The 20,388-nt window shown below is 46.6% G+C and carries 15 protein-coding genes and 1 pseudogene; all 16 read left to right on the top strand.

Going from position 1 to position 20,388, the window contains the following annotated elements; genetic code table 11:
* The first annotated feature begins 60 nt into the window (after nucleotides 1-60).
* The 16 genes and pseudogenes from BLHYD_RS15865 to BLHYD_RS15790 all read left to right on the top strand — a co-directional run bounded on the left by BLHYD_RS15865 (nucleotide 61) and on the right by BLHYD_RS15790 (nucleotide 19,968).
* A complete protein-coding gene (locus BLHYD_RS15865) occupies nucleotides 61-1,176 on the top strand; it encodes a linear amide C-N hydrolase (protein ID WP_005951715.1) in 1,116 nt (371 codons plus the stop codon).
* A 77-nt stretch (nucleotides 1,177-1,253) separates the two neighbouring features.
* Nucleotides 1,254-1,748, top strand: a complete 495-nt coding sequence (locus BLHYD_RS15860) for an HD domain-containing protein (RefSeq protein ID WP_005951713.1) — start codon at nucleotides 1,254-1,256, stop codon at nucleotides 1,746-1,748.
* 629 nt (nucleotides 1,749-2,377) lie between these two features.
* Complete coding sequence (locus tag BLHYD_RS15855; protein ID WP_050769930.1) at nucleotides 2,378-3,082, top strand: response regulator transcription factor; 705 nt, start codon at nucleotides 2,378-2,380, stop codon at nucleotides 3,080-3,082.
* 1 nt (nucleotide 3,083) lies between these two features.
* Nucleotides 3,084-4,049, top strand: a complete 966-nt coding sequence (locus BLHYD_RS15850) for a sensor histidine kinase (protein WP_005951707.1) — start codon at nucleotides 3,084-3,086, stop codon at nucleotides 4,047-4,049.
* A complete protein-coding gene (locus BLHYD_RS15845; RefSeq protein ID WP_005951706.1) occupies nucleotides 4,042-4,920 on the top strand; it encodes an MBL fold metallo-hydrolase in 879 nt (292 codons plus the stop codon). The genes BLHYD_RS15850 and BLHYD_RS15845 overlap by 8 nt, the downstream gene beginning before the upstream one ends.
* A 28-nt stretch (nucleotides 4,921-4,948) precedes the next feature.
* Nucleotides 4,949-6,073: a butyrate kinase gene (gene buk, locus BLHYD_RS15840; RefSeq protein ID WP_005951704.1), complete on the top strand. Its 1,125-nt coding sequence runs from the start codon at nucleotides 4,949-4,951 to the stop codon at nucleotides 6,071-6,073.
* Between the two features lie 131 nt (nucleotides 6,074-6,204).
* The gene (locus BLHYD_RS15835) at nucleotides 6,205-6,897 is read left to right on the top strand and encodes an ABC transporter ATP-binding protein (protein WP_005951702.1); all 693 of its coding nucleotides are present in this window, start codon (nucleotides 6,205-6,207) and stop codon (nucleotides 6,895-6,897) included.
* On the top strand, nucleotides 6,881-9,406 hold the full coding sequence (locus tag BLHYD_RS15830; RefSeq protein ID WP_005951700.1) for an ABC transporter permease: 2,526 nt from the start codon (nucleotides 6,881-6,883) through the stop codon (nucleotides 9,404-9,406). Before BLHYD_RS15835 ends, BLHYD_RS15830 begins: the two co-directional genes overlap by 17 nt.
* A gap of 161 nt (nucleotides 9,407-9,567) precedes the next feature.
* Nucleotides 9,568-9,882 (top strand): nucleotidyltransferase domain-containing protein, encoded by a 315-nt coding sequence (locus BLHYD_RS15825; RefSeq protein ID WP_005951699.1) that lies wholly within the window; start codon nucleotides 9,568-9,570, stop codon nucleotides 9,880-9,882.
* Nucleotides 9,883-9,953: 71 nt separating this feature from the next.
* Nucleotides 9,954-10,261, top strand: a pseudogene (locus tag BLHYD_RS17560) (HEPN domain-containing protein).
* A 481-nt stretch (nucleotides 10,262-10,742) separates the two neighbouring features.
* Nucleotides 10,743-13,346 carry a leucine-rich repeat protein gene (locus BLHYD_RS15815; protein WP_005951695.1) on the top strand — a complete coding sequence of 868 codons (2,604 nt, stop codon included), beginning with the start codon at nucleotides 10,743-10,745 and terminating at the stop codon, nucleotides 13,344-13,346.
* Nucleotides 13,347-13,545: 199 nt separating this feature from the next.
* Nucleotides 13,546-15,948: a leucine-rich repeat protein gene (locus tag BLHYD_RS15810; RefSeq protein WP_005951694.1), complete on the top strand. Its 2,403-nt coding sequence runs from the start codon at nucleotides 13,546-13,548 to the stop codon at nucleotides 15,946-15,948.
* A gap of 60 nt (nucleotides 15,949-16,008) precedes the next feature.
* A complete protein-coding gene (locus BLHYD_RS15805) occupies nucleotides 16,009-16,377 on the top strand; it encodes a hypothetical protein (RefSeq protein WP_040350889.1) in 369 nt (122 codons plus the stop codon).
* A 47-nt stretch (nucleotides 16,378-16,424) separates the two neighbouring features.
* Nucleotides 16,425-18,215 carry a right-handed parallel beta-helix repeat-containing protein gene (locus tag BLHYD_RS15800; protein ID WP_005951691.1) on the top strand — a complete coding sequence of 597 codons (1,791 nt, stop codon included), beginning with the start codon at nucleotides 16,425-16,427 and terminating at the stop codon, nucleotides 18,213-18,215.
* 219 nt (nucleotides 18,216-18,434) lie between these two features.
* Nucleotides 18,435-19,088: a DUF3786 domain-containing protein gene (locus tag BLHYD_RS15795; protein WP_005951690.1), complete on the top strand. Its 654-nt coding sequence runs from the start codon at nucleotides 18,435-18,437 to the stop codon at nucleotides 19,086-19,088.
* Nucleotides 19,060-19,968 carry a LysR family transcriptional regulator gene (locus tag BLHYD_RS15790; protein WP_005951688.1) on the top strand — a complete coding sequence of 303 codons (909 nt, stop codon included), beginning with the start codon at nucleotides 19,060-19,062 and terminating at the stop codon, nucleotides 19,966-19,968. Before BLHYD_RS15795 ends, BLHYD_RS15790 begins: the two co-directional genes overlap by 29 nt.
* Nucleotides 19,969-20,388: the final 420 nt, after the last annotated feature.

The following is a 20,388-nucleotide window of genomic DNA, read 5'->3' as shown; positions in this document are numbered from 1 at the left end:
GTAATACTATAGAAGTGTAAAGTATAGTTAGCTAAAATTGAGAGGAGTGAGAGTTTGAAAATGGAAAGAAAAGGCTGTACTGTAAAGAAAAAAGCTGCGATAGGAGACTGGGCGGCAGGGTGCAGTGCTTTTTCTTGGGAGACGGAGGATCAAAGACATCTTTGGGGAAGGAATTTTGACTTTAACCGAATCGCTGACGGCAGTAACGTGACCTATATTCCAAGGGGAAGGGATTTCTACACATTCGGGACAGAGCTGGAGGACAGTCTGGACCGGGACACCCGCCAGACAACGGACTATGCCGCGGTGGGAGTCGGTGTGCTGCTTTTTCCCTCCACACCTGTTCTGTACGAGGGAATCAATGAGAAAGGTCTGATGGGAGGGCAACTCTACTATCGGGAGTTCGCCTGTTTTCCACAGGAGAAGGAGGATGGAAGGCTGCCGCTTCAGCCACCGTTTGCAGTGACTTATTTTCTGACCAAATGTGCTACCGTCCAGGAGGTGATTGAAAGACTTCAGGAGGTGACGCTGGTGGGGCAGCCGCTTCTCGGGACGGTTCCCACGATTCACTGGACCTTTTCAGACCAAACCGGAGAGACGATTATCATAGAACCAGATCAGGATGGTGTCCACGTGTACAGAGATACAGGAGGGGTGATGACAAACAGTCCAGGATATCCCTGGCACCGACTGAATCTGTTGAATTATGTGCATATCCGGGATTTGGACTATGATGAGAGAAAGCTGGGAGGAATCAGCCTGAATCAGTGCTTTTCGGGAAGCGGAGCTTTAGGGCTGCCTGGGGACTGGTCTTCTCCTTCTAGGTTTGTGAGACTCTCTTGCTTGAAGCATTACGCTGTGAAAGGAAAGACAGAGAAAGAAGGAGTTGCCTATATGTTTCGACTCTTTCAGAGCGTGGCTTTTCCCTATGGGATGGTAAAAGTAACAGAGAACGGGGTGCTCACAGAATATGACAGGGAAGTCACACCGTATGATTATACGGTCTATACCTCTGTGATGTGTGCGGAATCTCTGAGGTTTTACTGGACGACTTACCGGAATTCGAGGATACAGTATGTGGATTTGAGAACGCTGCTCTCTCAGGATTCGTGTCTGCAGTTTGAGCTAAACAAGGAAGAGGATTTTCTCTGTTTAACTGCTCAGGGAGAATATTAAATTTTCAAAAAGGTATTGTGTTTTTTCACAGATGCGTCATAATGGAAGTATGATAGAGGGAAAGAAGGTGATTGCCGATGGACATTAAGGTATCGGAGGAGGTTTCGTCCGAGTACCGGGAGGTGGTGGAGAGGATTCTCACAAACAAAGAATTTTTGCGTTTGAGCTTATATGCGCATCATCAGTGGACAAATCGACTGATGCATAGCATCAATGTGTCTTATCTGTCTTGGAAGATTGCGCGTGCGCTGGGATGTGACGAGAGAGTAGCCGCGAGGGCTGGACTTCTCCATGATTTCTGTCCTTATGATTTTACTGAGAAGACACCTACAGGTGAGCATCAGGCGTTCTACCACCCAAAGGCTGCTGCGGAAAACAGTGTCCAGAATTTTGAGATCACGGACCGGGAGAGAGACGCTATATTATCTCATATGTTCCCACTGGGACCAATTCCGAAGAACAAAGAGGCGTGGATTATTTCATTCGCTGATAAGGCGTGTGCAGTCACAGAAATGTGTCATATAGCCATTATGCTGGCCAGACGCAATCGCGTGGTAATCACGCCGGCTTAGAAAGAAAGGCTGCCGTATTTTTCTGTACGGCAGTCGTTTTTGCTATGGGAAAGATTTTGTGACGCTAATGCGTGAAAACCCTTTCCCATAGCAAAAACGCTCCGCTAAGGATGGGCACACCGCAATAAGGTAGTGTACCGCAAGGCGGTGTAGCGGCGGCGCGCAAAGTGGGACGCGCCCCTCAAAGATTGAGGAGAAAGGGCAGTTGAGGTGGGCTTGCCTACTTTGTTCTGTAATGGGAAAGATTTTGTGACGCTAATGCGTGAAAACCCTTTCCCATAGCAAAAACGCTCCGCTAAGGATGCGCACGCCGCAATGAGGAATTTCACCGCAAGGCGGTGTAGCGGCGGCGCGCAAAGTGGGACGCGCCCCTCAAAGATTGAAGGAAAAGGAGAGTTGAGATGGGCTTGCCTACTTTGTGCTGTAATGGGAAAGATTTTGTGACGCTAATGCGTGAAAACCCTTTCCCATAGCAAAAACGCTCCGCTAAGGATGGGCACACCGCAATAAGGTAGTGTACCGCAAGGCGGTGTAGCGGCGGCGCGCAAAGTGGGACGCGCCCCTCAAAGATTGAGGAGAAAGGACAGTTGAGGTGGGCTTCCAACTTTGTTACAGTGAGGAGTGAAAAAATGAACGGCTTATCAGACATACACAGTAAGAATACGATATTGATACTGGAAGATGACGCAAAACTAAATGAGGGAATCAGGCTGGCGCTGAAGAAGGAGGGCTGTGATTTTTTGCAGTGCAGGACCATCCGGGAAGCGAGAACTTGTCTGAGTCAAAAGGAGATTGATCTGGTCCTTCTGGATTTGAATCTGCCTGACGGGGACGGCATGGATTTTCTCACCGAGATACGGAATGGGTGGGATATTCCGATTATTATCGTTACAGCTAACAATATGGAGACAGACATTGTGATGGGATTGGAACTGGGTGCCAATGATTACATCACGAAGCCTTTTAGTTTAATGGTACTGCGGGCAAGAGTGGCAGTTCAGCTTCGCCAGAGAAAAAACACGGGGCAGTTCATTTACCAGGAAGGGCCCTTTGTGTTTGATTTTGAACGGATGGTTTTTCAGGTGAGAGGTCAGGAGACGGAATTTAGCAAGACGGAGCAGAGGCTTTTGAGAAAGTTGATTGAAAACAAGGGAGCTACACTAAAACGCAGTTATCTCATTGATGAGGTGTGGAATGGCGACACGGAGTATGTGGATGAACATGCATTGACTGTGACGGTGAAAAGGTTGAGGGATAAGATTGAAGAGGACAGCAGCAGTCCGAAATTCATCAAGACGGTCTATGGCATTGGGTACACATGGGTGATAGAGTGAGATGATTTATATCATAATCGGAGTGCTGGCAGTCATATTGGCAGTCTGTATTCTTATCTACGGGAGAAGAAAAAACAAAGAGCTGCTGATTCGGCTAGAGGATATGCTGGAGAAAGCCAGGAACGGCAGTTTTGGCGGAGGTCGGATTGATGAGACCATGTTGTCTTCCATTGAAAACTCCATGGCCAGGTTTCTGGAGGATAGCTGTCTGGCGGGAGAAAATTTAAGGGAGCAAAAGGAGAGGATTCAGACTTTGATCTCAGATATTTCACACCAAACTGCAACACCAATCTCAAATATACTGATATACAGTCAGCTTTTAGAAGAGCTCTGCCAGGGTCAGGAAGAGCGGGAGTATGCGGCAGTGGTGGGAAGGCAAGCGGAAAAACTAAAGTTTCTGTTGGATTCTCTGGTGAAAGTCTCACGGCTGGAAAATGGAATCATTCAGACCAACCCGGTATTGGGGAGTGTGGGAAGTTTGGTCGAGGAAGTGCGGGCTATGGGGGAGTCCAAAGCAGCGAAAAAGGAGATTTCCATCGAGACAAAGGGAGAAGATCTTCCTGTGACGGCATATTTTGATTACAGGTGGACGGTGGAAGCTTTGTACAACCTTGTGGATAACGCGATAAAATATACAGATTCCGGTGGAAAAATTCAGATTGAGGTAATTCCCTACACAATATTTTGCAGAATTAATGTGATAGACGACGGAAGAGGAATCTGTGAGGAAGACCAGGCTAAAATTTTTCAGCGTTTTTACCGGAGCAAGGATGTGCTGGAACAGGAAGGTGTGGGGCTGGGGCTGTATCTGACCCGTGAAATTCTGAAAGGAGAGGGAGGATATCTCAAAGTATCCTCTAAGGAAGGCCAAGGGAGTACGTTTTCGGTATTCCTGCTGATGCCGGACAATACTGCAAGACAAGAGAATAGTATGGGTAAGCAAAGGGAGGTAAAGAACGATGTATGAATTGATACAAATTTCAGAGCACAATTATTATATTCAAAGCCCTGCGAAGATCGGGCTAGTGAAATTAAATGAGACGGAGGTCTGTTTGATCGACAGTGGGAACGACAAGGAAGCAGGGCGTAAGGTACGGCAGATTCTGGACGCCAACGGCTGGCGTCTGAGGACGATCTATAACACGCATTCCAATGCCGACCACATCGGGGGAAACCAATACTTGCAGAAGCAGACGGGGTGTGAGATCTATACGCCGGGGATTGAGTGTGATTTTACTCGGCATACGGTTCTAGAGCCAGCGTTTTTGTATGGCGGTTATCCGCCGAAAGATCTGCGGCACAAATTTTTGATGGCAAAGGAAAGTGACGCTAAGGAGCTGACGAAGGGGGCACTGCCAGAAGGACTTGAGGCGCTGCCGCTTCCAGGGCATTTTTTTGAGATGACAGGATTTCGCACAGCCGATGATGTGGTTTATCTGGCGGACTGTCTTTCCAGTCGCGAAGTACTGGACAAGTATCAGATTGGATTTCTCTACGATGTGAGGGCGTATCTATCCACATTGGAAATGGTGAAGGCGCTGAAGGCGAAGCTCTTTGTCCCGGCTCACGCGCCTGTCACGGAGGACATCACAGAGTTGGCGCAGTATAACATTGATAAGACCCATGAGACCGCAGAGCACATTCTGGAAAGGTGCGGCGAGCCGATCTGCTTTGAGCATCTGCTGCAAAGGCTTTTCGCGGATTATAAGCTGGAGATGAATTTCCAGCAGTATGCTCTGATTGGAAGCACTGTGCGTTCCTATTTGGCATGGCTGAAGGACAACGGCCGTCTGAAGGTGCGTTTTGAGGATAACCTGCTTTTGTGGGAGCGGGTGTAGAGAGCATGGAGTGAAAAGGAGAGGAAAAATGGTGAAGAAAAAGCTGATTTTAGTGATTAATCCCGGCTCTACTTCCACGAAAGCGGCCTGCTTTCAGGAGAAAAAGTTGGTGAATTCCCGTGAGATTCTTCATGGGGCCGAGGAATTGAAGAATTTTTCTTCCATCAATGAACAGCTGGAATTTCGAAAAGAGGCTGTTTTGAGCTATCTGAGAGAGAATGGATTAGGGCCGGAGGATTTGCAGGCCATAGCCTGCCGGGGCGGTAATGTGGGACAGCTAGAGCCGGGGGCGTATGAGGTAGACCAGGCTTTTGTCGAGGCATCCTTCCATTCGGAAACTCCGCATCCGGCGAATCTGTCACCGATCATCGGATATGAAATTGCCAAAGAGGTGAACGAAAAGTTAGGAAGGACACCGGACAGTCCGGACGCTTTGAAAGCCTATGTCTATGACCCTGTCTGCGGCTGCGGGATTCCGGAAAAGCTCTACACCATCACTGGGATACCGGAAATAGAGAAACCCTTTCTCACCCATGTGCTGAACAGTCGAGCTGTCAGCATTGAAGAGGCCAAAAGAGAAGGAAAGAAGCTGGAAGAGACCTGTTATATTGTGGCACACTTAGGCGGCGGGATTACGGTGAATCTCCTGAAAGGCGGCCGGATTTTAGATCTTGTGGGGGATGACGAAGGAGGATTTTCCCCGGAGCGTTCCGGGGGGCTTTCGGTTCGTCTTTTGACCAAGTTGTGTTACAGCGGCCGTTATACAGAACAGGAGATGCAAAAGCGTCTGAAGGGCAAGGGCGGTCTGATGGCTTATCTGGGAATGAACGATCTGCGGGAAGTGGAAAAAAAGATCGCCCAGGGTGATAAACAGGCAGCGTTGATATTGGATGCAATGATTTTGCAGACGGCCAAGGATATCGTTTCCCTGGGTGCGGTGACATGTGGGAAGATAGACAAGATTATTTTGACTGGGGGTATGGCCCACTCGAAGATGCTCACAGATAAGTTGAGAGAACGGGTGGAATTTTTGGCCCCAGTGGATGTGATCGCCGGAACCTATGAGATGGAAGCACTGGCATTTGGAATTTTGCGGGTGCTGCGGGGAGAAGAGAAGGCCCGTCGATTGCCCGGGCAGACCAAGAAGGATTGAAAAGAAGATTTGAATAAGAAGAAATGTCTCCAGACTGTAATATTTCAGAAACTGTCTGGAGATTTTCTTTTGTTAGAATCATCCAAAGGGCAAGGCCGGGGTGAGGGCCGGTACTTGTGAAAGGAGGAGTCATGAAGATACTGGAAGTAAAGAACCTGAGAAAAGAGTATGGCCAGGGTGAAACCCTGGTAAAAGCTTTGGACGGAGTGAACCTGAGTGTGGAAAAAGGAGAATTCCTGGCAGTGGTGGGAAGCAGCGGAAGCGGAAAATCGACGCTGCTGCATATGATGGGCGGACTGGATGTGCCTACCAGCGGCGAGGTGATTGTAGACGGAAGAAATTTAGCGAAGATGAAGGACGAACAGCTTACGATTTTTCGGAGACGAAACATCGGTTTTGTGTTTCAGAGCTATAACCTGGTTCCCATGCTGAATGTCATGGAGAACATCACGCTGCCGTTGGGACTGGACGGGAAGAAGGCGGACGGGGCATATATTCGGGAGATTGTCAAAACCCTGGGCTTAGAGGAAAAGACTGAGAGCCTGCCAAGCCAGCTTTCCGGCGGACAGCAGCAGAGGGTGGCCATCGCGCGGGCCCTGGCGTCGAAGCCAGCGATTTTGTTGGCGGATGAACCCACGGGGAATCTAGACAGCCGTACCAGCCAGGATGTGCTGGGGCTTTTGAAGGTTACCTGTGAAAGGTTTCATCAGACCATGGTGATGATTACCCACAATGAAGAGATTGCACAGCTTGCGAACCGAATTATTCGGATAGAGGATGGAAAACTGGTGAAAGGAAGTGGTCTCCATGATTTCTGTGAATAGTAGACCTACCCTGAGACTTCTGACCAGACGTTTTCTAAAGTTGAACCGGGGGAGAAACCTGATCGCAGTTCTGGCGATTGTGATGACGGCAGTGATGTTCACCTCGGCGTTTACAGGCGTGCTGTCTGTGCTGCGCTCCACCATGAACCAGGACATGCGGACCAGTATGGATTCCAGTCATCTGGCAATTCAGGATTTGACGAAGGAGCAGTTTGAACAGATCAGAGACTATGAAAAAATCGATCGAATGGGATACACGGTTTTTATGTCGACGGCGGAAAACGCCAAGCTGAGAGATTCTGGGACGGAGATACGGTATGCAGACAGGAACGGAGCGTCAAGCTATCAATGTCTGCCCACTGTAGGGAATCTCCCAAAGAAGGAAAACGAGGCAGCCATGAGCACGATCACCTTGGATCTTCTGGGGGTGCCTCATCAACTTGGAAGTCCTGTCACTCTGGAATTTATGCTGTCGGGCAAAAAGGTGACCCAGACGTTTTCACTGAGTGGCTACTGGGAAGGGGACACTCTGGCTCAGGCGCAGATGATCTGGGTGTCAGAACGATACTGCTTAAAGCATGTTAAGACTGCTACAGAAAAGGCGATCGCCCTTGGAGATTATGAGGGGGACTACAATCTGAGCCTCTGGTTTCGCACCCCGCTGTTTTTGGAGCATTACAAAGAAGAGATAGATCAAAGATATGGGGTTTCGGACACACAGGCCCGGATGGATATACCGCCGGCCTACGATAAACTGTTCGGGGAAGACGGGTTTCCAGTGGGAACAGTGCTTCTGATTCTGGCGGTGATTTTTCTGGCCGGATACCTGATTATCTATAATGTGTTCTATATCTCTGTGAAAAACGATATCCAGTCCTATGGACTTTTGAAAAACGCTGGGACGACGGGCAGGCAGCTTCGATGGATTGTGCGCAGGCAGGCGTTGGTTCTGGCGGCGGTGGGAATTCCCATAGGCCTGCTGACGGGCTGGTTCGTGGGGCGGGGCATGACTCCTTATCTGCTTACCTCTGAACTGGGCGGTGAAAAGCCGCAGATACTCATCAGCACGAATCCCTGGATTTTTCTGGGAGCAGCGCTGTTTTCCCTGGGAACAGTGTACACAGCCAGCCTTCGCCCCTGCAAAATGGTGGCGAAAATCTCTCCGGTGGAGGCGGTGAAATTAGAAGAGCCATCTGTGAAAGGAAAGCGCAAGAAGACCGGAAAGGTGACTCCTGTGCGGATGGCGCTGGGAAATATGCGCAGAATGTGGAGAAAGTCTGTCTTGGTGATTTTGTCTTTGACTCTGCCTATTTTTCTGCTGAACTGTGCATATGTGGTCCGGGAGAGCTTTGACTTTGACCTCTATATTGACAGCTTTATTTCCTCCGATTTTTGCGTTACAGGATGTTCCATGAACGCCAAGTATTCTGATTTTCATGCGATCACTCCGCAGTTTCTGGAGGAACTGGAAAAAAGAGAAGAGGTAGAATCGGTGGCCTGTGTGTATGAGACAGAAACCATGCATGATCTGGACGATAACGGATATGAGAATCTAGGGCGGTTGATGCGAAAGGCAAAAGAGGAAAATATCATCGACGGATACCAGATGGAACGGGAGCAGAAATTCCTGGAAAGCAGACAGGTGATTTCCCATGTCCTAGGAGTCAGCCAGGGGGCTTTTGAGAAAATGGAATTTTTGGGGGAAGGCTGTACCTGGGAGGAGTTTCAGTCCGGGAACTATGTGATTGTGAACAGACAGAGGGACATTCCGGGAAATTACTACCATCCAGGAGATACCGTCACCGTAGAGCTGGGTGAAGGACGGGAGGGAACCTATACGGTTCTGGCTGTGGGAGAGCTGGCCTACGATCTGGATTATCCCTTTGCTGCAGGCACTTATTTTGACTATTCCTTTTATCTTCCGGCTCAGGAGTATCTGAAGCTGGGTGGAAATTCCGGCGCCATGACGGCGGGGATAGATGTCCGGGACGGCACGCAGAGAGCCTTTGATCGATGGCTGAAAGCTTACACAGAGGAAAATTCCAGCACAGAGCTCTATGTACAGTCCAGAATGTCCATTGAAAAAGAATGTGAACAGTTTGCCGGAAAATATATCATGGTTTTAGGGCTTTTATGCGGCGTAATCTTTGTGATCGGCGTGCTGAATTTCTTTAATACCTCGGCGGTTTCCATCCTGACTCGGAAAAAGGAATTGTCTTTGTTGGAGGCAGTCGGAATGACGAAGAAACAGATTCGGCGGATGCTCATGACGGAGGGCAGTCTTTACTTTTTGGTGTCTTTGCTGATTGCGGATACCGTGGGACTTGTACTCATGAAAAGTGTGCTGATGCGGACAGTGGGGCAGACATTCTTTTTTGTCTATACACCGTCGGTGACTGCCAGCCTGGCGGCTATGCCGCTTTTATTGCTGATCGCTTTTGGTGTTCCCCTGTACAACTACCGGAAAATGTGTCGGGAGACGATTGTGGAGCGAATACGGGAGGAGTGAGAAAGAAAAGCGGTGCGTAGGGAGTACGACGGCGTCAGTGTTCAGTTGGAAACTGTAAAAGCAAAGTTTCTCTCTGATAGATAAGCAGGAGAATCTGTGGTATACTAAGGATGTATAAAAGGAACAATCCAAGCAAGTCTGTTTGAGAGGATGTGAGCAGGGTGATTAACAATGAGATTAATGCAATCAAAGACAGAATCTGCCTGACAGTAATGCCGAAACGGATTTACCTGTTCGGTTCTTTTGCAAAAGGTACTTATAATGAAGACAGCGACTATGATTTTTATATAGTAGTCCCGCACGATGCTGGAAATCAGATTGAGCTGTCTCAGAAAGCATATAAATCTCTCCGTGGAATCCGAAAGCGCCCGGTTGACATTGTGGTAGGGTACGAATCGTCCTTTGATGAGAGAGCAAAAGAAAATACCCTTGAGAAAATTGTGAAACAGGAGGGTTTGTTATTATATGAAAGATAAGGAACTGCTTCAGGAATGGATTAATTTTGCCAAAATGGATTTTCTTACAGCAAAGCATCTTTAATGAGCATATGTATCCGAAGCCGCTGGAAATTATCTGTTATCACTGCCAGCAGTCCATTGAAAAGCTGCTAAAAGGTCTTTTAATTTCTAAAAATGTGACGATAAAAAGACTCATGACCTCGGTCTTCTGGCAGAACTGCTTCAGGAATATGAAACTGTAGATGAGAAATATCTTGAGATGTGCGATGATCTGACGCCGTATGGTGTAAAGATTCGATATTCACAGGAGCTCTACATTGAGGAATATCATGTTACAAAAGCACTGCAGGAGCCGGAAATCTTGTATGATTGGCTGATGGGAATCTTAGAAAGTTAACAAGAAAGTCAGAACAGGCAGGAAGAAAAACAGATAAAGAAAGGTGAAATATAGAAATGCGTAGAAAGCAGGTGTGCATGGAGAAAAACTTACATGTCGCTTGCTTTCTTTATTTGATTTGAAGAATGTACTTGAAGCAACTAAAATAGATCATTGGCAGAACTGTCTTTGTGAAGCATTCGGAGAGGTGTTCAGCGTTTATTGTGTGAATCTGCTACAGGTCAAGCAGAGCAGGTAGAAAAAAGAGAAGGGAAAGGAGCGTTTTTCCTGCAAACACAATGTTTTCAAGTAGACGCAAAAGGGAAATTTTGGTAGGATGAAAACAAGAAGTGACAGGTTGATTTTGGAATTACTATACCATGAGAGTTTACTGGACGGTGAATGGGGAGAAAGTATTCGGAGCTTATGCAGAGTGGAAGCAGATGCGGTAAGAGATGAAACTATATAAAGAGTTAAGCTGTTCTAAGAAAAGGAGGACGCAATGAAGAAAAGAAAAATAGTATTAGCAGGATTGTTGACGGTTTCTTTGGCAGTACCGATGCCTGTCGGCGCGGCAGTGGAAGTGACAGAGAAAAGCGAGGCGGAGACGTCTGCTCCCTGCGAAGAGGAAACTTCTGAAGAAGATGATATTTCGGGGTCAGAGGAAATCTTTACAGAGGAAGAAGGGGCTTTCCAGGAAAGTGCTGAGGATTCGGATGAGACAGAAGAAAGGGAATACCCGGAGGAAAATATACAGAAAGAAGAGCTTTCTGGGGAATCGGAGTCAGAAGAGACTACGGAAGAGAGCCTCACAGCAGCGGAACAGGGAGCAGAAGATACATCGGAGATTATTGGGGAAGGGACCTGCGGAGAGAATGTGACATGGACATTGACCCAAAAGGGGACATTGACCCTGAGTGGAACAGGACCAATGGAGGATTTCAGCAGATGGACATCACGGCCATGGGATAGAGAACGAGTGAATTGGGTGATTATTGAACCTGGAGTGACGAGCATTGGAGACTATTCGCTTTTCTACGCGAACATCAAAGAAATCAGTATACCGGAGAGTGTGACACGAATTGGAGAGGAGGCTTTTGGGAGTTGTCATAGGCTGGAAAGTATTGAACTGCCGTCGGGTCTCACTGAGATTGGAAACGGCGCTTTTTCGGAATGCAATAGGCTGGAAAGTATTGAACTGCCGTCGGGTCTCACTGAGATTAAAAACGATGTTTTTTCGGGCTGCGATAGCCTGGAAAGTATTGAACTGCCGCCAGGTCTCACCGAGATTGGAAATGACGTCTTTTACTCGTGCAATCTGCTGGATAATGTTGTGATACCGGAGAGTGTGACGCGGATTGGAGACGGGGCATTCGAGTCTTGTAAAAATCTTAGGAATCTCACTTTACAGGAAGGGCTAACAGAGATCGAGGACTCTGCTTTTGAGGGGTGTGACAGCCTGGAAGAAATCGTGCTTCCTTTTACGGTAAGCAGGGTGGGGGATACAGCATTTAGCAGATGCGATAATCTTCTTTCCATTCAGGTGGCAGAAGGAAACCAAAGTTATTATTCCTTGGACGGGGCTTTGTTTAGCCAGGATCGAAGACTGGTTACCTGTCCGGCAGGGAAAGCCGGCGATTATGAAGTTCCGGAAGGGACAGTGACGGTTGGAGGAAGAGCTTTTTATGGCTGCAATAAGTTAGAGGCGGTTGTTCTGTCTTCTGCGGTGAAAGATGTGGAACAGTATTGGGGCTATATGTCTTTTAGAAGTGCGGCAAGGATTGAGGTATCGGAGGAAAACCCGTACTATTCTTCGCTGGATGGAGTGCTGTTTGACAAAGAGAAGACGGAACTGGTTGCCTGCCCTACGGGAAGAACAGGAACGTATGTGATTCCGGACAGTGTCAAAGTAATAGGACTCTATGCTTTTGAGGAGTGCGAGGATTTGACGGAAGTTACAATTCCCAATGGGGTGGAAGTGATTGGAGGCAGGGCTTTTGAGGGGTGTAAGAAGTTAAAAGAGGTCAGCATTCCAGCCAGCGTAAAACATATCAGGTCTGGAGCCTTTTACGATTGCACCAGATTGAAGAAGATTGTCTTTTATGGAGAGAACCCGATCCCAAATGATGGGTCTGAATTGGAGATTTTTCAGTATGTGGTGGCGGATGCCTATTATTGCAAAGAGATTTGGGGAGAGGAGATGGATCAGCATTATCAGGCTGCAACCCTGACCTTCCATGACTGTGTACCCTGTCCTTCTGAGATCAGTCAGGTGAAAGGACTGGGATATAATGCCGTGGAGATCAGCTGGGAGCCGGTGAATAATGCAGAAGGCTACCGCCTGTATTATCAGGAGGAAAGCGGCGAGCCGTGGAAATATATCACGCAGCTTTCAGGCGGCGAGAATACTTCCTATGTACATACGGGACTGCAAAGCGGGAAAGAGTACACATATTATCTGCGGGCTTATCATAGCCTGGATGACGGGGAGAAACTGTTTGGGGCGTATTCTGCCGGAAAAACCGGAAAGACAGAGGCATCCAGGGCCAAGATCAATAAAGTGCAAAGCTGGGGATACAACGCGCTGAAAATCAGCTGGGACGCTTTGGAAAGCGCGGACGGTTATCGTCTGTATTATCAGGAACCGGGTTCTGCCTGGAAATATGTGACGCAAATTGCAGATGGCGACGCTACTTCCTATGTGCATACAGGGCGGACTACCGGAAAGACCTATACTTATTATGTACGGGGCTATCGTAATGTGGACGGGCAGAAAGCCTTTGGCTCTTATTCTGCGGGAAAGAGCGGGAAATCCCTGCCCAGACAGGCGAAGATCACGAAGGCCAGGGAAGGGAAGAACCAGGCCACACTGAGCTGGGACAAGGTGAACGGGGCCAGCGGCTATCGGATTTACTATAAGAATTCCGAGAACGGGAAATGGCATTATGTGACCCAGATCGGAAAAGGGAGTACGACCTCCTATACCCATAAAGGCATTAAGGAAGGAAAAGACTATTATTACACCATGAGAGCCTACCGGACGGTGAATGGGAAAAAGGTGTTCGGGGCTTATGCGAAATGGAGACAGGCAGGTGTAACTGCCTGAAGCGGCCAGATTTGTAATTACTTGTTTTTACCTTCGATTTATTCCTGTGTTTGTTGCTGAAATACGATGATTCCAGATAGACGCAGAAGGAAAATATTAGTAAAATGAAAACAAGAAATGACAGGCATATTTCGGAAGAACAAAGAGGGAAGAAAGGAAACGAAGAACAGGACTTTTGTGCAGAAAGGGGAATGAAAGAATGAAAAAGAGAAAATTAGTTTTTGCAGGAATATTGGCCGTTTTTTTGCTGGCTCCAATTCCAGCTTCTGGCGCTGCGGCAGAGATAGTGGAAGAAAAAGAGGGAGATTTCTCTGTAGAGAAGCCTGCGGAAGAAAGCTTTTTGGGGGAAGACGTGATATCCGAGGATACCCAACCAGATGAAAAAAATGGATTTATGACAGAAAATGATCTCAGAACATCTGATGCGGAGAACAATGTAGAGGTCGTTTCCGAGGGAATTTGTGGTGAAAATGTAACATGGAGACTCGACAGTAAAGGAACACTGACATTAAGTGGAACAGGACCGACGACAGACTATCGCCGTTGGAGCGAGGTTCCGTGGTATCGGAAAAATGTGAGACGAGTGACGGTTGAAGCGGGTATTACCAGTATCGGGGATTATTTTTTTGACTCCCAAGATTTTATAAAGGAGATAATCCTACCGGAAAGTATAACGAGAATTGGAAGGAGTGCGTATGAAAGCTGTGACGGACTGGAAAAGGTCTATCTTCCAGATAGTATTGCAGAGATAGGAGAAAGAGCATTTGAATCTTGTGATAGCCTGGAAAGCTTTGAATTTCCGCTTGGTTTTACGGAAGTGCCGGGGTCAGTTTTAGCGAACTGTGAACAGCTGAGACAGGTCGTGCTTCCAGAGAGCATAACCAGTATTAAAAGCAAGGCGTTTTATAAATGTGAGAATTTAATAAACATTGTGCTGCCGGAAAGTCTTTTGGAGATAGAAGAGGATGCATTTTTTTCCTGCACGAACCTTGACAAGATCTGGATTCCTTCTGCAGTGCAAGCAATAGGTGAGGATGCTTTTGCCGGTTGCTGCAGTCTGACGGAAATCCAGGTATCTGAGGACAATGAAACCTATGCTTCTATAGACGGCGCTTTGTTTGATAAAGAGTGTACGATGCTTCTTGTAGTTCCAAGTGGAATGGAGGGAATTTATAGTGTTCCGGAAGGGGTTATCTATATAAAAGGGGCTTTTTCTGATTGCGGAAAAATCACCAGAGTAAATATTCCTGCCAGCGTGCAAGAGATAGATATATCAGCCGTAAGGCGGGCTGATTATATCTGGGTGTCTGAAGAAAATCCGTATTATAGTTCCTGGGATGGTACACTTCTGAATAAAGAGATGACAAAGTTTCTTGTGTGTCCCATGAGCCGGAGAGGGATTTTTGAACTTCCCGCTAGCGTAAAGATAATTGGAGACCGTGCTTTTTTAGATACTTCTCTGGAAGAAGTTCAGATACCAAATGAAGTGACGGATATTGGAGACGGAAGCTTTATGGGCAGCAGTATAGTAAGAGTACATATCCCTGCCAGTGTACAGCATATAGAGCAGGGGGCTTTCTTTAGCTGTACGAGCCTGAAGAAGATTGTATTTTATGGGAAAAACCCTATTATAGATGATCCATATAATGAAGAAGTCTTTTTCTGGGTAAATGCAGATGTCTATTACAATGAGGACATTTTGGGCGTGCCGGATAAACATTGGCAAGGCGGAGCATTGACATGGCATGACTGTGTACCGTCTCCGTCTGAAATCAATCAGGTGGGGGAGATAGGGTATCAATCATTGGAAATACACTGGAATCCGGTGAAGAATGCGGAGGGCTACCGTCTGTATTATCAGGAAGACGGAGGGGCCTGGAAATTTGCGGCGCAGATTGAGGGAAGGGATAATACGTCTTACGTTCACACCGGTTTGAAATCAGGAAGAGACTATATTTACTATGTGAGGGCTTACAGTACGCTGGATGACGGGGAGAAGCTGTTCGGGGCATATTCAGACGGAAAGAGCGGACGGGCAAAAAATTCCAGATCCGAAATTGAAAAAATCCAAAGTTGGGGCTACAGTGCTTTGAAAATAAACTGGAAGCCAGTGCAGGATGCGGAGGGTTATCGGATTTATTGTAAAGAACCTGGAAAGTCATGGAAATACGTGACCCAGGTCGCAAACGGGGAGACGGTCTCATATATTCATACTGGCCGGATCACAGGAAGGAATTATACTTATTATATCAGAGCTTATCGTACTCTGGACGGAAAGAAAGTTTTCGGCGCTTATTCCGATGGAAAGAGCGGAAAAGCGGTGCCAAAACAAGTGAAGATTACCAAGGCCAAGGCACAGAAAGGCAAGGCGGTTTTGGCTTGGAATAAGGTGAACGGAGCCAGCGGCTACCGGATTTACTATAAAAATTCCGAGAACGGAAAATGGCACTATGTGACTCAGATCGGAAAAGGAAGCACGACCGCCTACACCCACAAAGGTATTAAGAGCGGAAAAGAATACTATTACACCATGAGAGCCTACCGGACGGTGAATGGGAAAAAGGTGTTCGGGGCTTATGCAGGGTGGAAACAATTGAGATAAAGGCAAATGCTGAAAAATGGAACAAGTGGATAAATCAGCGGTATTGATAAGGGGAAGCGCATGAGAAAAAGAAGAATTTTGATAACATGTGCAATGACAGTATCATTATTGTTTTCTATGCCAGGTTTATCTTGGGCGGCAGTAGAAGAAGCAGAAAAGACAGAAATCTATGAGACAGAAGAGACCGAAGAAATGAAAGCAATAAGTGCTGCAATGGATGAAGAAATGAGAGAGCAAGAACGTATTTCTGAAGAATGTTTGGAAGTGTATGAAAGAGAATGGGAGGAGGAAGCTCTATATTCAGAAGAAGTGGAAGATGAAACAGAGGAGGTTTTTTATTGGGAAGGTGAGGCTTATGCGGTGGGAGAGCTTTTGGAGGAGTCTGGCTTTCAGGGAGAAGAGACAATATTGGAAACAGTTTTTTTGTAGAGACGCCATATACAAGGACGGAAACAGCAGGGGAAGTTATTATTGATATGGAGCCGGATTTCACAAGATTAGAGCTTCAAAGAGCACTGTATGAGGAACATGAAGGTCGACATTTGACTGTAAATGTTCCGGCAGGAATCTATGAGATGGATGATAGAGTTTACGTGAAATCCGATACAACTCTCCATTCAGATGTAGGGGCGATATATAGACGCATTTCAAAAATAGGATATTGTACCTTTCTTTCCTCGAAGAATGATGATGGTGATGTGGGCGGTTACGAGCAGATAAAAAATGTCTCAATTATCGGTGGAACATTTGATGGGGAATATCAAAAAGGACAAATGATGCGCTTTACACATGGGAGTAATATCACGGTCCAAAACGTGACCTTTATGTGCATAAGTGCGGGAGGGCATATGCTTTCGCTGGAAGGTGTGGATGGCGCAGTGGTGGAGGATTGTTCCTTCAAGGGTTTTGACCAAAATGGTGATAAGCGAAAAGAAGCGGTTCATATTGATGTAGTCCATAATGAGACTATTGCACCAGGAAGCGACAACTATGATGATACTGCCTGTAGAAATATTACAGTATCAAATTGTAAATTTAAAAATGTGAGCAGAGGAGTAGGGTCGCATAGTGCAGTGGATGGGGTGTTTGTAAGTAATGTCGTTGTTACAAACAATACGTTCGAAAATGTTTACAATGAACCAATTAAGATTATTAATTATAAAGATACTGTAATTTCTAACAATCAGATTAATAACTGTAAACATGGGATTTTAGTGCATACACGTTTAAATGAATCGTCGTATTATGATCCTTTGCCCGGTACAGTGACAGAAAAAGTGCCGTCTGCAGAAGACCAATATAATTATAATGTTGCTGTCCAGGGGAATACCATCACGAATATACAAGGAGAAGGAAACGAGGAGAAGAATACGGGCTATGGTATTATGGTCAAAGGCGACCCGGAATATCCATTGGGAGGCATCCAGGTGATTGACAATCAGGTCGGCACGGAGGATGAGAATGGAAGTGTACCTGGGGCAAAGGGATATGGAGTTCGTTTGAATCGGTATGCGATGTATTGTACTGTGTCAGGGAATGAGATTATATCCACAGGGCTTGTAGGAATTAATCTTAAGGATAATAGTGATAACAATAATATTGAAGGAAATGAGATTCATTATCCAGGAGCGTATGGTATTTTTGTGGAAGAATGCGATTCTGCACGTATTTATTCTAATCGGGTAGTGGAGAGTAGGAGAAGCAGTTTCGGTTTCACAAAGAGTCCAAATTGCGATATTCAGGAAAACCGAAGCAAAAGCAGCCATGCCGGAGGTATCTCGGTAGCGACAAATAGTAATTCTCCTACCATACGCAAAAATATAATTTATGACCCTAATTGGTATGGAATTTATGTTGCTGATACCAATATAGTTAAAGTTTTGACCAATACTCTTCAGCGGATTCGGAACAATATAGGAATTCATGTCAGAGATTGCGATCGTCTGAATACCAGTTACAATTCTTTCACTAACACAACTAAGACGCCGATTAAGCTTTTAAGAGTGACGAAAGCAAACACGACCAGTTTGGAACTTATAAAAGTTAACGAGATAACTGCTGGCAGTACTCGGGTTCGGGGGACAGCAGGTAAGGCTGGTTCAACGGTGACAGTTACAGTGAATGAGAAAGATTACAAAACTGTAGTCGCAGAATCCAGAACTTTTTCTTCTTATCTGATTCCAGCTATGAGTAAAGGGACGAAGGTAGTAGTAACAGAAAAAGATGTGAAAGGTAACATGGTAAAGGCGGCCGCTACAGTTGCGTAGAACAAGGAAGTAGATTTGATTGCAGTTTTGAAATGGGAGAAGGCTGTGATAATAACGATCCGTGTCATCAGAAAGACCTTGACTTGTCCTGCGGGATAAGTTAAGGTCTTTTTAGATCATGGAACAGGTGGAAAAACTTCCGGGGATGGAGTCTTATAGATAGAAACTCCGTTTTGGGTATATAGAAAGGAATAGATTATCATTTCAGGGGGTGGTCATATGAATCACAATGCGCAAGGGCAGAATCAGCGGGCTTATCTGGAAATGTTAAAGATCGCTCAGGGACGGTTAAAGGACAGACCGGCAGAGGAGATTGCAGAGAAGACAGGGCTGATTTACCGGAAAGAAGATGGGGTTTTTCTGGCAGTCAGTATGAACCAGAAATATGAGATTTCTTGTTCTGATTTTCTGTGCGGGCAGAAGATCGACCAGTGGTTTCACCTGGTCTTGCTGCATTATATGGACCTGGGGGATGGGACTCCTGTGTCGAAGGAGTTGATTACCTTCGGGGAAATGAAAGACGGTCTGATCAGAGGAACGAAATACGATCGTACGATGGTCCAGGAGATCAAGAAGTTCTTGAAAGATAAGGAACCGGACCAGGTGAAGACAGTGTGGAAAACGTTGGGCGCTGAATTCGTTTCTTCCAGGGCGGATTTATGTGCGATATTTCCATTTCTCCCCCGCTTTCCTCTGACCGTGAACGTGTGGTTTGCCGATGATGAGTTTGAGGCTACTGGAAAAATGTTGTTGTCCCAGACAGCGGACCGATATCTGACTGTGGAGGACGCGGTGATCGTGGGTGATATTGTCTTGAACCGATGGAAGGAAGCGTGGGACGATTATGAACATCAAGGAATTACAGTATTTTAAAGTGGTATGTGAGCAAAAGAGTATTACCAAGGCAGCCAGTGTTTTGTATATGACACCGCAGGGGCTGAGCAAGGTGATGAAAAATATAGAGGCTCAGTTAGAAGCCTCACTGCTGATTCGGACGGGGGCGGGAGTGCAGCTTACGGAGTCTGGAAAGTATCTGTATGAGCGCTTGCCGGAGCTTTTGGAGTCTTATCAGTCGATCTGTAGTGAGATTCGCTGTATCGAACAGAGACAAAATCATGAAATTGACCTGCTCTCCGCCTACGGAATTCTGCGTCTGGTGACTCCGGAGTGCATCGCGCAGTTTAAGGGGGAGCACCCGGATATTAGATTTCAGTATCGAGAATATCCCGATCAGGAGGTGGTGCGGCGGCTGGTCTCAGGGGAAGGAAATGTGGCCTTTACCGTGGGGGACTGGGAGGCGAAGTACTTAAATTCCACGTTCATGGAGCGGTTTCAGATTAAGCTTTTGGTGTACCGGGGGCATCCGTTGAGCCAAAGAAAATCCGTGACCATCCAGGACCTAAAAGGAGAGCCGTTGTACATTGAAAGCTCTGAGTTTCATGTGCAGAGGCTGATTGTGGACCGATGTCGTGCGGCAGGGTTTGAGCCGAACATTGTGTTTGAGACCAGCGGCTTTAGCCTGTGTCATAAGATGGTCAGCAAAAAGAAGGGAATCTCCGTGACGGTAGATTTCATCTTTGACGATATGAAGGATGAAAATTTGGTGATGATTCCGTTTTCCGACGGGGAATATTGCTGGGATACTTATATGCTCACCAGGAACGGGAACACAGATAACCCGGACATTCAGATTTTTCACGATCACGTGATGAAATGGATTTCCAAGGTTCAGAAAAATCCCGGACTGCGGTGAGAGGGCTTCACAAGGTAGTTGAGGCGGCTCAACAGTTTTCTGATTCCCAGAATGAGGAAACTATGTTAAATTAAAAACGAATTCACCATAAAGACCAATAAGAGAGACCGCGTCTGCGAACACCTCAGCAGACGCGGTCTCTCTTTCTGTTCTAGGAAAGATCTTGTTATGATAATTCTTTCCTAGAACAGAAACGCTCTGGTAAAGCTGTACACGCCGCAATGAGAAATTTCACCGCAAAGCGGTGTTGTGGCGGCGTGCAAAACGGGACATGCGCCTTAAGACTGAAGCGCCGCTGACAGGCAGCATGCGGACTTGCGTGACAAGCCCAGTAAACGGCTGCCTGTGCCTGTTTGTCCCTCAACATTTCGTTGAGGGTTCTCAATCAAGCGTTTATGGGAAAGCGTACCTGAGATTGTT

It is taken from the genome of Blautia hydrogenotrophica DSM 10507, assembly GCF_034356035.1.
Taxonomy (GTDB): Bacteria; Bacillota; Clostridia; order Lachnospirales; family Lachnospiraceae; genus Blautia_A; species Blautia_A hydrogenotrophica.
The sequence above is the reverse complement of the archived record's forward strand: the minus strand, read 5'-3'. Positions and strand labels throughout refer to the sequence as shown.

Bases quoted from the DNA above. Each gene is read 5' to 3' on its own strand.
- BLHYD_RS15865 (WP_005951715.1), top strand. From the start codon at position 61: ATGGAAAGAAAAGGCTGTACTGTAAAGAAAAAAGCTGCGATAGGAGAC.
- BLHYD_RS15860 (WP_005951713.1), top strand. From the start codon at position 1,254: ATGGACATTAAGGTATCGGAGGAGGTTTCGTCCGAGTACCGGGAGGTG.
- BLHYD_RS15855 (WP_050769930.1), top strand. From the start codon at position 2,378: ATGAACGGCTTATCAGACATACACAGTAAGAATACGATATTGATACTG.
- BLHYD_RS15850 (WP_005951707.1), top strand. From the start codon at position 3,084: ATGATTTATATCATAATCGGAGTGCTGGCAGTCATATTGGCAGTCTGT.
- BLHYD_RS15845 (WP_005951706.1), top strand. From the start codon at position 4,042: ATGTATGAATTGATACAAATTTCAGAGCACAATTATTATATTCAAAGC.
- buk (WP_005951704.1), top strand. From the start codon at position 4,949: ATGGTGAAGAAAAAGCTGATTTTAGTGATTAATCCCGGCTCTACTTCC.
- BLHYD_RS15835 (WP_005951702.1), top strand. From the start codon at position 6,205: ATGAAGATACTGGAAGTAAAGAACCTGAGAAAAGAGTATGGCCAGGGT.
- BLHYD_RS15830 (WP_005951700.1), top strand. From the start codon at position 6,881: ATGATTTCTGTGAATAGTAGACCTACCCTGAGACTTCTGACCAGACGT.
- BLHYD_RS15815 (WP_005951695.1), top strand. From the start codon at position 10,743: ATGAAGAAAAGAAAAATAGTATTAGCAGGATTGTTGACGGTTTCTTTG.
- BLHYD_RS15810 (WP_005951694.1), top strand. From the start codon at position 13,546: ATGAAAAAGAGAAAATTAGTTTTTGCAGGAATATTGGCCGTTTTTTTG.
- BLHYD_RS15805 (WP_040350889.1), top strand. From the start codon at position 16,009: ATGAGAAAAAGAAGAATTTTGATAACATGTGCAATGACAGTATCATTA.
- BLHYD_RS15800 (WP_005951691.1), top strand. From the start codon at position 16,425: ATGGAGCCGGATTTCACAAGATTAGAGCTTCAAAGAGCACTGTATGAG.
- BLHYD_RS15795 (WP_005951690.1), top strand. From the start codon at position 18,435: ATGAATCACAATGCGCAAGGGCAGAATCAGCGGGCTTATCTGGAAATG.
- BLHYD_RS15790 (WP_005951688.1), top strand. From the start codon at position 19,060: ATGAACATCAAGGAATTACAGTATTTTAAAGTGGTATGTGAGCAAAAG.